Annotated in this window: 11 protein-coding genes; 6 read left to right on the plus strand and 5 right to left on the minus strand. The window is 41.9% G+C overall.

Annotated features, from left to right (window positions below; genetic code table 11):
- Positions 1-262: 262 nt before the first annotated feature.
- Positions 263-2,749 (minus strand): ATP-dependent DNA helicase RecG, encoded by a 2,487-nt coding sequence (recG, locus tag F6J94_RS18175; RefSeq protein WP_293043088.1) that lies wholly within the window; start codon positions 2,747-2,749, stop codon positions 263-265.
- 44 nt (positions 2,750-2,793) lie between these two features.
- On the minus strand, positions 2,794-3,687 hold the full coding sequence (locus F6J94_RS18180; RefSeq protein ID WP_293043091.1) for a hypothetical protein: 894 nt from the start codon (positions 3,685-3,687) through the stop codon (positions 2,794-2,796).
- A gap of 1,181 nt (positions 3,688-4,868) precedes the next feature.
- Here F6J94_RS18180 and F6J94_RS18185 point away from each other — a divergent pair.
- From F6J94_RS18185 to F6J94_RS18205, 5 genes are all read left to right on the plus strand, one after another.
- On the plus strand, positions 4,869-6,386 hold the full coding sequence (locus F6J94_RS18185) for an ammonium transporter (protein WP_293043094.1): 1,518 nt from the start codon (positions 4,869-4,871) through the stop codon (positions 6,384-6,386).
- A gap of 134 nt (positions 6,387-6,520) precedes the next feature.
- Complete coding sequence (locus F6J94_RS18190) at positions 6,521-7,390, plus strand: GDSL-type esterase/lipase family protein (RefSeq protein ID WP_293043096.1); 870 nt, start codon at positions 6,521-6,523, stop codon at positions 7,388-7,390.
- A 131-nt stretch (positions 7,391-7,521) separates the two neighbouring features.
- A complete protein-coding gene (locus F6J94_RS18195) occupies positions 7,522-8,730 on the plus strand; it encodes a 4-hydroxy-3-methylbut-2-enyl diphosphate reductase (RefSeq protein WP_293043098.1) in 1,209 nt (402 codons plus the stop codon).
- A gap of 366 nt (positions 8,731-9,096) precedes the next feature.
- Positions 9,097-9,447, plus strand: a complete 351-nt coding sequence (locus tag F6J94_RS18200) for a DUF433 domain-containing protein (RefSeq protein ID WP_293021954.1) — start codon at positions 9,097-9,099, stop codon at positions 9,445-9,447.
- Positions 9,444-9,809 carry a DUF5615 family PIN-like protein gene (locus F6J94_RS18205; protein ID WP_070395639.1) on the plus strand — a complete coding sequence of 122 codons (366 nt, stop codon included), beginning with the start codon at positions 9,444-9,446 and terminating at the stop codon, positions 9,807-9,809. Before F6J94_RS18200 ends, F6J94_RS18205 begins: the two co-directional genes overlap by 4 nt.
- A 166-nt stretch (positions 9,810-9,975) precedes the next feature.
- On the opposite strand, the gene F6J94_RS18210 is transcribed toward F6J94_RS18205, so the two are convergent.
- Positions 9,976-11,151 (minus strand): LptF/LptG family permease, encoded by a 1,176-nt coding sequence (locus F6J94_RS18210; protein WP_367142232.1) that lies wholly within the window; start codon positions 11,149-11,151, stop codon positions 9,976-9,978.
- Between the two features lie 491 nt (positions 11,152-11,642).
- A complete protein-coding gene (locus tag F6J94_RS18215; protein WP_008185577.1) occupies positions 11,643-11,855 on the minus strand; it encodes a helix-turn-helix transcriptional regulator in 213 nt (70 codons plus the stop codon).
- Between the two features lie 132 nt (positions 11,856-11,987).
- Here F6J94_RS18215 and F6J94_RS18220 point away from each other — a divergent pair, with 132 nt between their 5' ends.
- Entirely contained in the window at positions 11,988-12,182 is a 195-nt protein-coding gene (locus F6J94_RS18220; protein ID WP_293021955.1) for a hypothetical protein, read from the plus strand.
- Between the two features lie 186 nt (positions 12,183-12,368).
- On the opposite strand, the gene F6J94_RS18225 is transcribed toward F6J94_RS18220, so the two are convergent.
- Positions 12,369-14,420 carry a hypothetical protein gene (locus F6J94_RS18225; protein WP_293043100.1) on the minus strand — a complete coding sequence of 684 codons (2,052 nt, stop codon included), beginning with the start codon at positions 14,418-14,420 and terminating at the stop codon, positions 12,369-12,371.
- Between the last annotated feature and the right edge of the window lie 282 nt (positions 14,421-14,702).

Consider the following 14,702-nt stretch of genomic DNA (forward strand, 5'->3'; position numbering starts at 1 on the left):
TACAGGGGTTTTAAACAAGGTACTAAAGAACCCCTGTATACACCATATCTTTGAAGTCAAAAACTAACTCCAAATAATAAAACTAATTAGTTGCTTTTACAGTTAACCATTACCGTTTATCCATTTTATCCATTATTAATTTCTATTATTAATAGGTATCCGTGTAGTAATTATGAGAATTAATTTTTGTTCCCTCTGCCCTACTCCCTACTCCCTACTCCCTACTCCCTACTCCCAACTTATCAAATAATTCTATGGTAAATTAAGTCATAATTGTCCCATCCATTAACCACTGATACCGATACTCTAACTCGACTTTCATTAAAGGGTAATTCTCCAATATTTCATCCTGAAGAATAATCTTTTCTGCTGCATCCCTCGCCAAATTTAATACCTCTTGGTCTTCTACCAAACTAGCTAGAGCAAAATCTGCTAACCCGGATTGGCGCTTACCTAAAACTTCCCCAGGACCACGAAAACGCATATCCATTTCAGAGATAAAAAAGCCATCCTGGGACTGTTCTAATACCCCCAAACGTTGTCTAGCTGTTTCAGTATTAGAACCACTTACTAAAAGACAATAAGATTTGTCAGAACCTCGACCCACACGACCCCGTAATTGGTGTAACTGAGATAACCCAAACCGTTCTGCATTTTCAATCATCATTACGGTAGCATTTGGTACATCTACACCCACTTCAATCACAGTAGTTGAAACAATAATTTGGCTTTTGTTATCCCGAAAGGCACTAAGTGATTTATCTTTCTCAGCTGAATTCATCCGACCATGAAGTAACCCAACCTTAAATTCTGGAAATATACTTTCAGACAGTCGTTTATGCTCTTCAATTACTGACCGCAAATCTAATTTGTTCGATTCCTCAATCAAGGGCAATACCATATAGGCTTGCCGTCCTTGAGCCACTTCTCGACGAATCAGGTCATAGGCATGTTTCCTCTCTTTTCCCTTTAGTACAGTAGTCTGAATCTTCTGACGACCAGGGGGCAATTCATCAATCTGACTCACATCCAAATCCCCGTGGAGGGTTAGCGCTAGGGTTCTGGGAATTGGCGTAGCGGTCAGAGTCAGCACATGGGGAGATTGGCCTTTTTGCTGTAAACGAGCCCGTTGCTTGACCCCAAATCGATGCTGTTCATCGATTACTACTAAACCCAAACTGTGGAAGTTCACTGGGTCTTGAATCAAAGCATGAGTTCCTACCAACAAAGGAAGTTCTCCTGTTTCTAGCTGGGAATGAATTTTTCTACGCTTAGAAACTTTAGTAGAACCTGTTAGTAATTCAACCGGAAGGTGTAGTAAATTAAACCAATTTACTAACTTACGATAGTGCTGTTCAGCTAATACTTCAGTGGGAGCCATCAGAGCCGCTTGGTACCCCGATTGGATGGCGGCTAGAATAGCATAAACTGCTACAATAGTTTTACCGGAACCGACATCTCCCTGAACCAATCGATTCATGGGTGTCTCTGATTCCATATCCTTGAGAATTTCATTGATGACTCTTGTCTGAGCACCAGTTAATTCAAAAGGAAGCAGTTGATTAAATTGGTCAAAGAGTTTACCAATCGGAGCCATGACCGCACTGCTTTGGGTTTTACGCTGAGCTTGGCGGCGCTGGAGAAATCCGAGCTGTAAGTAGAAAAATTCATCAAAGACTAAGCGCCTTCTGGCATCAGCAAGGGTGTCTGCATCTTGGGGAAAATGAATGTTTGCGATCGCATCAGAAACCCCCATCAACCCATATTCTTTACGAAAGGTTACTGGCAAGGGTTCCTTAATCAAATAAGTGTAGGGAAGTGCAGCAATTATCGCCCGCCTCACCAAGTCGGCTGGTACCCCTTCGGTTAGGGAATAAACCGGTACAACTCGACCTATTTTCATCGAGTCAATGCTACCCCCTGGATGTTCTAATACTTCCAGTTCCGGGTCTTCTAGAGTAATCCCATATTTATTTTTCTTTACCAAACCCGAAGCAGCTACCACTGCTCCCACTGGATACCGCCGCTTTTGTTGATACTGCCAGTTACGATTACTGTAACGAAAGCCAGCAAAAAAACGACTGAGCTTAATTTCACCAGTAGAGTCTTTTAAGACTATATCTAAAATAGTTAATTTTTTATTACGAGGGCTACTGAAACAGTTACAGCGCTTCACTGTACCCATGATAGTAACTGTTTCACCAGGTACTAAGTCAGCCATATTGACCTGACGGGCATAGTTAACATGATCACGGGGGTAGTAATAGAGCAAGTCACGCACTTTGTGCAGACCCAGACGTGCTAAATACTCACTGTTTTTACTACCCACCGCTGCCAACTTAGCCAGTGGTAGGTCAAGGTTTTTTTTACTACCAAGCTCTGAGGATGCCTGTTGTTTCTCCACCAAGGGCTTGGTTTTAGGCACTCTGACCATAGGATGTTCTGTTTGAGATTTATCTTTAGCTAAACGGCGTTGAGTGTCCTGCTGGAGGTCGTTGAGAAAGCGGCGAGTATCAGCTACCAGATGTTGCCTTTGCTGTAGCGTCATCTGAGCATAACGGGCAAACTGATTGCCGATTTCCTGCCAACGCCGTTTCTCAGTTGATGTGAGGACATTAGGAGTCTTACTAAAACTGAGGCAGAGGAATTCACTAAAGCGGTATTGATTCCCTTCCAAATCAGTAAAGCCAACTCTTGCTTCTACCGACAGGGCTTTTTGCAATCGCACCCAATCTGGTAATTCGGTCATTGGTCATTGGTCATTAGTCATTAGTCATTGATCATTACCTCAGTTTAATCATCAAACCAGCTGGCACGCCATGCTGCTTCGGCTTGAGCAACTGCCTTTTGCCGCTGTTTTTTGTAATACTCTCGCTTCAGTTGACTCATTTTAGCTAATAGATCTCTAATTTTATTACGTCCAGGGGTCAAGTTGGGCTCAGCAAACTCTATCTCAGATAAGCGCAGCTTAATGGCAATAATACGGGTTAATCTGGATTCATCGGTTTCCCGATCACCTTTAGTTTCCATCATTATTTTGATAATATTAGGAGATTCAGCCGTTTCGACCGCAGATGCTTCGACTTTTACCGCTGCTTCTAGGATTTCTTGGGGGAATTTGTCTGGTATAATAGAGCATTTATGCAATAGCCGATTAGCTTCCACAGAGACATCTTGAATGGTTTTGGTGATCCCACTGTCTAGGTGCTTGAGCCATTGCTCCAGTTTTTCTATGCTATTTCGTGGGTTACTCGTTAACTCAGCTGCTGGTGATGGCTCGGTTGGAGCTTTAAACCATGAAGAGTCTTCTGTAGATGAAGACATTTCATAATTTTCAGAGTCATGACTTGGATCATGATCAGAGTCATGATCCAAGTCATGATTAGAGTCATCAGTAGTAGCTGACCTTGACTCTTGCCACTGTTCGAGGAGTGATGGCAACTGTTCTTGAGTCTCTTGAGCCAGCTTTCGTAGGGATTGCTGTAACTGTTGCTTACTGTTAACCGACAAATTTAGAAAAGACTCAGGATACCCTTGAGTGCAAATCCGATAGGCAGCCATAATCAGCTGCTGCCCCACGCATTGACCTAAAAAGGTCAAATAGTTAGAGTAGGTTGTTTGGAATTCCTGTGCCAAATGGATGATGGCTTCCTCTAAGGTTGCCAATTCCTGGTCAATTCGATTCACTGCTGTTATCTATACAATTCCATAGTTAATCCGTTGAGCATATCAAATACATGCCTAGTCTACAGTATGCCCATTCTTATAGTTTTACCATGATCGGCTTATACCCGTGAGATTGTCCAATTCTCCACACCCAACTCCACACCCAATGAGATCCCCGACTAGACATGGCATCTACCTAATTTTGAATACGCTCATTTTTTGTTAAAAACAGTATCTATTGATACAGAATCATAACATAAAAAGATATTATATCAAAACACCTCAAATACAAAGCTATCAACTAGTCAATAACCCCACCTAATCCGAAAGGATGTAAGTGGGCTAAGAAAGCGGTAACACTTTCTTAGGGTTGACTAGACCACAAGCGCGAGCTGGTAAGCACTTCCGTTATACTTCCCCAGTTCGGATTATCGGCAAACTTTCGTGAGCATTAGTGTGTGGTAGTTGGGACATCTTGCTAAACTTGGGTCTTGGGGACTAATCACTTTTACACGAGAGGTTGATAACCATGTATCGTGTAACAGTTTTATCGAAATTGCTTGGTCAATTTTCTACCAAGAAAACACAGTTACTCGAACCTAGAACTGGATTAATTTGTAAACCGTTAGTTGGAGGTGCAGCATCTCACAGGGGGCTGAGTGCGACAAAGTGGCGTTCGCACTTTGACAGGACTTACGCGGTGAAGTTTATTTCGCCCCCCTAGCCCCCAATTATGGGGGGGGTAATGATGTCAAAGTTACCCAGAAGTGGGTAATTTAGGGGTCAAATGTGTAAGTCCTGTTTGAAATCCCCTTAACCAGGTAACTCTACCAATGTAGAGGGTGTATCCTGCAGAAATTTTTAATGAAATATTTCTTAATGAAATTTTTAATGAAATATTTCAAATAATGCTTTAATTCCCTTGACTATAGTCCCAGTTATTTGTAGGGTTTTGTCTTAAGACGAGGCTTTAGCTGACGAAACTCCCTGATTACTGGCGCAGACAGGGGTCTAGCATCTAGCAATCAGGTATGTAAAGGTAGCAGGGTGAGGTCATGATGAGTCCTTTAAAAACGATGGACTCTTAGGTTTCGGTGGCTAATTTTACAATTTGTTTCCTGAAGTTTCTCAGTGTGAGGAAGTGTATCTAAAAGAGAGGTAAGTTAACGCTTATTATGACAAGTTCAAAATCTCAGCGAACAATGAAAAACAAAGGTACCCTAGTAAAATCTAGGCGACCTATGGCTCACCAAGCCTCCCGCTCATCGTGGGATTCTCCTTATCTAGAGCCATTCAAAGCGATCGCAAAATCCTTTTCCCCCTACTGGCTCGCCTGTATTCCCCTGACAGGGATAATTATTCTAGTTTGGCATACAGCTGCTGTTGCCCAGGATAGTGCGGCACCTACCCCAGCAGAAATTCAGGGAACTCTCAATACTATCTGGGTATTGGTAGCTGCTATTTTAGTTATTTTCATGAATGCCGGATTCGGAATGCTAGAAACCGGCTTCTGCCGCCAGAAGAATGCGGTTAATATTCTCTCGAAGAACCTAATCGTCTTTGCCTTGGCAACCATTGCGTTTTGGGCAATTGGTTTCTCGTTTATGTTCGGCAAAGGCAACGCATTTATTGGACTGTCGGGCTTTTTCCTCAGCAATGAAGACCCCGCTACCTATGGGTTAGATCCATTTCCGGCAGGTCTACCGATATCGGTATTTTTCCTATTCCAAGCTGCTTTTGCTGGAACTGCTGCCACCATCGTGTCCGGTGCTGTTGCTGAACGGATTAAGTTCCTAGACTTTTTAATCTTCAGCATCCTGATTGTTGGGGTATCCTACTCCATCACTGGACACTGGGTTTGGAGCAGTGATGGTTGGCTTGGTGGCATGGGATTCTCAGACTTTGCTGGCTCAACCGTGGTTCACTCCGTTGGTGGCTGGGCGGCTTTGATGGGAGCTGCCTTCCTCGGACCCCGTAGCGGTAAGTACGAAAACGGTGAACCTCGTGCTATCCCAGGTCACAACATGAGTATTGCCACTCTTGGTTGCTTGATTCTCTGGATCGGCTGGTTTGGCTTCAATCCCGGTTCTGAGTTAGCTGCTAGTGAGGCAGTTCCCTATATTGCGGTGACCACTAACCTAGCCGCAGCAGCTGGTGGGATTACTGCTACCTTGACGGCTTGGCTAAAAGATGGTAAGCCAGACCTGTCAATGATCATTAACGGGATTTTGGCAGGATTAGTGGCAATTACCGCTCCCTGTAACAATGTCACTTATCTCTCAGCAGTGATTATTGGTGCTATTGGTGGCATCATTGTTGTATTCTCCGTTTCCTTCTTTGACAACATCAAAATTGATGACCCGGTAGGGGCAATTTCAGTCCACTTGGTCAATGGTATCTGGGGAACCCTAGCCGTTGGACTTTTCGCTAAAGATTCAGGTCTGTTCACCGCCGGTAGTGCCGGTCAACTTGGCACCCAAATCATCGGTATTCTAGCGATTGGGGGCTTCACGGTGCTGTTTAGTGGCATCGTCTGGTTCGTGCTGAAACTAACCCTCGGTATCCGGGTGACGCCAGAAGAAGAACTGGAAGGCTTGGATATTGCTGAACACGGTATGGAAGCTTATGCTGGATTTGTCAAGGAATCCAGTGTGATCCCTAGTTCTAGCATGGGTAACTTCAGTAGTACTACAGACATGGCTAGTAGCTCTGAATTTTAGCGTTTTGCTGAAATGGCCGATTGCTTTTAACTAGGTTTTGTTAACAGTTGACAGTTAACAGTTAACAGTTAACTGTCAACTGATGGTATTACCTTTTCCCTCAGGGATGTTAGAACAGAAATAAGGCAAATTTTTTGTTCATTGAGTTGAAGCGTTGTCCACCTTGGGCTTTACTATCCCTTGCTGCCAATGGGTTTATGATTGTGACTCTCACCTGGTTACTACTGGGTGAGTATCACCAGTCAAAGTCAGATCCAGTTAGCCATCCTGTGGTAACTACCCGAATTTTAAATCCTACCCCTGAGCCAGTAATTGAATTAGGGCCACGACACCAGTTAAATTACCAACAATGGCTGGCACTGCTGGAGAAGGAAGCTCAGGTAGTGGCTAATCAACAACCGGAACAGTTAACAGTCCTGTTGGGAGATTCTCTAAGCCTATGGTTTCCCAATGCACTGCTACCCCCAAAACGCTACTGGCTTAATCAAGGACTGTCTGGGGAAACCTCAGCAGGGTTGCTCAAGCGCTTAGATATTTTGGATCAGACTAAGCCAGAAGCAATTTTTGTGATGATTGGCATCAATGACCTAATTCGGGGGGTCAAGGATGAAGCAATTCTAGAAAACCAACGGCTAACGATTCGCTACTTGCGGCGAGCCCATACCGAAACTAAGATTGTCCTTCAATCGATTTTGCCCCATGGTGCTGAACAGGCAACCTGGGAAGGACGCGATCGCTTACTTACTATCCCCAACAGTCGCATCCAAAATCTGAACCAGCAGCTAAAAGCGATCGCTCACGCAGAAGGAGCGATTTATCTAAATCTCTATCCCCTCTTTGCGGATAATCAGGGCAACCTGCAACCTGAGCTTAGTACCGATGGCTTGCATCTGAGTCCCCAAGGTTACTTAGTCTGGCGCTATGGTTTACAAATCTTTGAGGAACTTATCCTCCAAGAAGGATTAGCTATTCCGATAGCAAAGGGGACAGGGAGCAGGGAGTAGGGAGCAGGGAGTAGGGAACAAAAATTATCACAATTTATTTAGGATTGCTATAGTAACTAAGGTCAAGGTTGATTAAAAGTAAATTAATAGTAATAGCAGTGATTGATAATTAATTTTATTCAGATAGCTCAATGGATACAAAAGCTTTCAAGCGCTCACTCCAAAAATCAGATAACTACCACCGTAAAGGATTTGGTCACGAAGCCGAAGTTACCTCTCAGTTGGAATCGGAATATCAAAGCAGTCTGATTGAACAGATTCGTGCCAATAACTATCGGCTGCAACAGGGAGATGTGACCATCCGGCTAGCAGAAGCATTTGGCTTTTGCTGGGGTGTAGAGCGAGCTGTAGCCATGGCTTATGAAACCCGCACCCACTTCCCCAATGAACGGATCTGGATTACTAATGAAATTATTCACAACCCCTCTGTTAACCAGCGCTTGCGGGAAATGGAAGTAAAATTTATTGCCGTTGAGGATGGCAAGAAAGACTTCTCTGTTGTCGGTGCTGGGGATGTAGTGATTTTACCAGCATTCGGTGCTAGTGTTCAGGAAATGCAGCTGCTCCACGAGAAAGACTGCAAGATTGTAGATACTACCTGTCCTTGGGTGTCCAAAGTTTGGAATACGGTAGAGAAGCATAAGAAAAAAGAGTACACTTCCATTATTCACGGCAAATATAAACACGAGGAAACGGTAGCAACGAGTTCCTTTGCCGGAAAATATCTAGTGTTGCTGAATCTACAAGAAGCGGAATACGTTGCCAACTACATTCTCAATGGTGGCAACCGGGACGAATTTCTCGATAAATTTAAAAACGCTATCTCAGCTGGCTTTGACCCGGAGCAGGATTTAGAGCGGATTGGGATTGCCAACCAAACTACTATGCTCAAGACCGAGACCGAGCAGATCGGCAAACTTTTTGAGCGCACCATGATGAAGAAATATGGTACGTCTAATTTAAATGATCACTTCCAAAGCTTTAATACTATCTGTGATGCCACCCAAGAACGGCAGGATGCCATGTTGGAGCTCGTAGAAGAAAAGCTAGACTTGATGATTGTGATTGGTGGCTTTAATTCCTCCAATACCACTCACCTGCAAGAAATTGCTATTGAGCGACAACTACCATCTTATCACATTGACAGTGTCAACCGGATTATTTCTGCTGATGAAATCGAGCATAAACCCCTGCATCAGGAGGTGGAAGTAGCACGAAATTGGCTTCCCTCTGGTTCGATAGTAGTAGGAGTAACCTCTGGAGCGTCTACTCCTGATAAGGTAGTAGAAGATGTAATCAATAGGATTTTTGAACTGAAGGTAACTGCTGTAGCAGTTTAAGAATAACTGGGATTAGTTAAAATTGAAAATTTCAACTGGTTAATAGCCATTGATTATTTTCAATTTTAACAATTTTGTAAGCATTCAGATCTAAGCTCATGCGCTACGCGCACGCTACGCGAACAGCCTAATGCTTACGTGCCTCGATATCGATCCTGGGGATGCTAAAAAACGATTGGATTCTTACCAGGAAAACAATGGTCAAAAGTTTGATTTATCCCTAGCAATCACGTTTCCATTATAAACGAATAGGTTGACTTAAAAAAAATAATAACGGTAAAATTAAATGTAGTTTACATCTACTTAAAAATTGTATTCGCGCCTCATATTTTTTTTTCAAACTTTTTTTATTAATTGCAAATTGCCATGGAAATCCAAGACTACTTCGACTTCCTAGCCTCTGACGACATTCGCATCAAAGGTAGCCGCATTGGTATCGAAAGCGTCCTCTACGAATATATCTACCGCGCCAGAACCCCTGAAGAAATTACCCAACAATTTGACACCATTACCTTAGAACAGGTTCATGCCACTATTCTCTACTATCTACACAACAAAGAAGAGGTCAGCGCTTACTTAGCTGACTGGCTAGAGTTTTGCCGCCAACAACGAGAAGAACAAAAACAGAATCCTTCTCCTGCACGACAGAGGTTCCGGCAATTGAAAGCAGAAGCCGCTCTGGAGCGAGAGTCATCCCAAGCGAAGAGCGCTGTATGACGATCCAATATTTACTGGACGAGCATATCGCCTCCCTTTACCGAACCCAACTGATGCGCCAAGCACCAGAACTTATTGTCAGAAGGATCGGCGATCCAGGCGCTCCTCCTAAAGGAACTCTCGATCCAGAGATTTTAATCTGGTGTGAGATTCATGATTTTATTTTAGTAACAAACAATCGGAAATCTATGCCTAAACATTTAGTAGACCATCTCGCAGAGAGTCGGCACGTACCGGGGATTTTTGTAATCGATCCATCCAATCATATTGGAGAAACCCTCGCAGAGCTAATCATTATTGCTGGAGCTTCCTTTCCCAAGGAATATCAAGACCGAATTGAATACTTACCCTTGAGCGAATAAAAAAACAACAGTGTAACGCACCTGAATGCTTACAGAATTTTAAATTAACATCCAAGGTCATAAATTAATGTAAGTATTAGGCTGAATACTGACGATCGTACTTATGAGCTAGAGTCGATTTTCTTCCCCCTACTCTCTACTCCCTACTCCCTACTCAAAATTACCATCAACCATTACCCTCCAATCGCCACAATAACCATCCTCCTGCTCCGAAACCGAATAAATTAGGTAACCAGGCGGCTACAACTGGGGACAGAATTCCCGCTATACCGAAACCTCCGATTACAAAGCTCAGTAAGTAGTAGCCAAAAATTACGATTAAACAGACCCCAAAGCTAGTCCCTTTACTAATTCGTTTAGGTCGAATACTCATGCTTGCTCCCACTAAGCCAAAGATTATACAAATGAATGGAAAAGCAATTTTTTGTTGCATCCGCACTTGCAGCATCCGGAGTTTTTTGCGATCGCCAGCTCCCTTAAGCAAGTGAATCATTTCTATGGCTTGAATAATATTCATCTCATAAGGGTCACGGGCTTTAGTGACTAAATCAAGGGGTGCTCTAGGAAATGGGATTTGTTGATGATCAAAGGTCACTATTTTCTGGAAAGAGGTATTAGGACTAATAAAATAAATTGACCCATGGAAAAAATCCCAGGTATTTTGCTTAGAGTTCCAAAGGGCTGATTCCGATAGAATAATTTTGTTCAACTTCCCCTGATTAGACCACTCCAAGACAGTCAGCTCTTTCATACTATTACCATCAAATCGATTCCCATAGAATAAGCGTTTGATTGTCTGAGTAGTTGTGCCATTGGTTTGGGTAAAAGTCTGATACTCTGGATACAGAATACCGTTTTCCTCGAAAGAGGGTTTTTCCTGATTAAGAGCTTTTTCTAAAGTTATAGTTGCCTGGTAGTTAGCCGCTGGAACAATTAATTCATTGAAGAGGAAAGTTATCCCCGTGACCACTAGGCTGAGCACCAGAGCAGGGGCAACTAGTCGATATAAACTCACACCGCAGCTGCGCAGGGCAATTAACTCACTGTCATTACTCAAGCGAGAATATGCTATTAGTGTCGCCAGCAGTACTGATATGGGTAAGGCATAGGACATAAACTCAGGAAACTTTAAGAGCACGACTTGGGCAGCAATTGTCCAAGATAGTCCTAACTCAGTGATTTTGACTACCATATCAAACAGGCTACCCACAGCCACACCAATAGATGAAAACCCGCCAACACCAAATAGAAAGGGTGGGATGAGTTCAGCAGCGATGTAGCGATCCATCACTGATAAGCTAGGAAAAACGAATTTGAGGAAGTAAGGTTTGCCGAGTTTCAATCTTCTTAACTGGTTAGAGTTTCAAAAAGCATAGAAAACAATTTCATGCCTTTTGTTGCTAAGTTTTCCCAATCCAGTAAACCTACCATGTTTGTTATGCGAGTATCTGCAAACTATCGCAATTTTGATCACAAGTGGTGTGGGGTGTTTTATAGCAGAAGTCAGAAGTCAGAAGTCAGAAGTCAGAAGTCAAACTCTTGCGCTTATTTAGGTTTGAGACTTTTGTCATGTCCGCGCCTGCCCTGGCGACTGCTATACAAGGGTAGGTTTTTTACAAAGGGGCGAGTAGGTACTTTTATTGTCTTGATGCAGTCGCTCATGGGGGTTTCTCCCAAGACCGCGCTGCATCGCTACGTATAAATTAATCAAAATATGTATCAAAATACACAATAATTTCCGGGATAATTCTCCCCATTTCCCGCTCTTCCCCTCCTGGGAGGGGTTAGGGGTGGGTTCCGACTCCCGACTCCCGACTCCCGACTCCCGACTCCCTACTCTTCGATAACCTCTACCAAATCTTCAACCATAACATCAAAGGCCCGGGCTAGCTTCAGAATTGCTGTAAAGTCCGTCATACTCATGGCGTCACGCCGGGCATAACTAGCCACAGTGCTATAGGTTACTCCAGAACGATCGGAAACTTCTTTCAAGGTCCAACCCTTCTCCGCTGCTAATTCTCGAACTCGTAACCTAATTAATCCCATTTTGGACTTGACAAACTACGCAACTACATATTTAATAGTAAATAGAATATTCGGCGATCACCCAAGAGGCCGCAAAACTACTGGGCGATCGCCTTTCTTAAAACAACCCATAGAAATGGGGTATTTCACTATATGATATCAACTCGACAAACTTACCGAGACCGATTAAAGCCGTGGTGTGTCATTCGGCACCTACCTAAGATGCAACGCATAACCGTAGCGCGATTTCATCGGCGCAGTGATGCGGAAGCCTATCAGCAAGCTCTTCAGCGTTTGCTGCCCAATTTCAACCATGTGGTGATATTTGAAACACCCTTGAAGGAATAATCCTGTTGGGAAACTGCAGGGCTAAATTGCCCTTGGTGACGGTTAAAGGTTAAAGGGAAAACCTCTTTCTACCTTTAACCGAATCCTTTAACTGAAGTTAACCAGTACTAATGTACTAAATTATGCCAAAAGTCCTATCAATCTTGGCTTAGGAGTATAATTCAAGCATCGTTGCCATAGGCCAAATTAGGACAGCTCTTCCTGTAAAACCTGGTAATAACCATTAATCTTGAGTTTGACATCGGAAGCATTAGCGGGAATAAATTGTTCCAAGTCAATCTCTAAAGCCTCTCCTTGATGTAGACTAAAATAGTCTTCATCCACCTTTTGTAACTCAGTCATTGGATAAATGACTTCCTCTACCTTTTCTGTTTCGGGGTCAGTGTAAACAATTGAAAGTGCATCAATATAAGTAATTTCTGCTTCTCGTTCCTCTATCCTAAATTTCGATACACTATCCCCCAGGCTATGCAGCTCCTCCTGCTGTAAGGATTTATTCTTTCTGGCATATAAAATTGTGCCTAGTTCTAACCAGCCATCTTGTTTAGGATCATAAACCACCAAGTATGGACAACTTCCAGCCTGTAGATAAGTGGATATATAGACAGTAGGCTCATCACTGGGTGGTAATATATCGATGCTTTTACCATTTATTTTTATTGACTTAACATTTAAAATCGAACCGACAGCAATTCTATTAGGAATTAACTCCGATAATTCACTTAAAGAACTAGTACTGTTTATAAACTCTTGAGAAAGAGTGATAGGAGTCGTAAGTAGTCTGTTTTGCTGTTTATAATCTGACGTATTGGAAAATTTTTTCGACTCTGGCTTCGATAAAGCCTTAGTAACATAAATTTTTTTAAGATTAACAAGTTTACTTTTATCAAAATATTTTAAACCTAGATTCTGATAATACTCCTCAATATATTGAGCATTAAAACCAAACTCTATGGGTATTAAAAAATTATTCCCAGGTTTCAAAGAAATGTTGAGTTCTTGTGTCCAAGTATCACTAGATTCAAAAATGCTACTCCTTTGATCTGCAACTGTAAGCTCGTAAGGACTCTTTTTAATGGAATCATAAGTTATAGAACTTATCCTGACCGGTTCTTGATTATTGTTGACAAAATCAATAAATTTAACATAAGGCAATGAAGCAATTTTTTCAATTAAAAAAATATCTAGAATACCTCCACAGCCACGGGAGTAAAATTCATCTATATCAATAACAAATGGATAGTTAAAGCCGAGCAAACCACGAAACTCAGGATTATTAGCAATAATATTTTTAATCCAAACGTCCCGATTTTTACAGGCACTCAAACGATAGTAATGTTTTTGTCCATACTTAACAATATCTGAAAGCTTTGGGTATTGTATAATATTCCCAAGTACTTTTCCTTGATCATGATTATACATTAAAAATGTATATTTACTGTCATCATCGGTATTAAATTGACCTAAAACCGGTGCATAACTCAAATTATCACAGAAATCATCTTGTAGAAATTTAATAGAATTATTTGTGTATTCTAATGAAAAGTCCCCAACTCCTTCTTCTCTATTTACTAATACTTTAGTATCATCCAATTTATCTTGACTCGCGATCTGAACACCCGAAGTAACATTTATTACTTCTTGATTGCCACTCTCATTTATGAATTTATTGATGTTGTTAAAAACATCATTACGAGCTACTAAAGGAACACTATCAATATCAATGGTTTGCAATATTTTTTGAATTAAAGGACTGTTTAGATCCGGTTTCATTAAGGATAGAGTTAGTGGAAAAACTTCATTTTCCGCTGTATAGTGTTGATAATCAATCTTCAACTCTAACTTTGATAACTTATTAGACTTTAATTTGAATTTTCTGTTGGTGTCCGGATCTACCTCCAGATTAATTATTTCCACTAAAATTTCATACCCTTCTTTAGTTATATTAATTTCAACACTTTCTCGATCAGGTACTTTAATTTCAGCATAGCCACTTTTTGTAGTATATTTAGTTGTTGGTGCTCCCTTACTGTTAAATTGTACTTCTGCACCTTCTATAGGTTGATTGTCTTCTGTTTGAACCAATAATGTAACGTCAACTAAACCCTCATCATTAAGTGTAGTTAAAATTGAGGGGAAGTAACTTATATTTAGCAATCCAGCCAAGATAAATCCAACAATGAACGATCCTAAAATAACCTTTACAGAATAAGGCAGACTTTGAAAATAGTTAAGCATATAGCATCAGGGGTAATCACCGGCATAGAGAAACTGAGTAAGCCCATAGACTACAGACTAACGAAAGAAGTCTATCAGCACTATTAACACTCTTTTGTCCAGAAGTTTTGAATCCAGTAATAAAAGTTTACATTGTCAACCTATCCTTGTTGTCAACAGAGCACGAAGTATGAGAAAAGCGATGCATCCCTACTCCCTACTCCCTACTCCCTACTCCCTACTCCCTACTCCCTACTCCCTACTCCCTACTCCCTACTCCCTACTCCCTACTCCCTACTCCCA

Origin of the sequence: Moorena sp. SIO1F2, assembly GCF_010672755.1 — a bacterium.
GTDB lineage: Bacteria > Cyanobacteriota > Cyanobacteriia > Cyanobacteriales > Coleofasciculaceae > Moorena.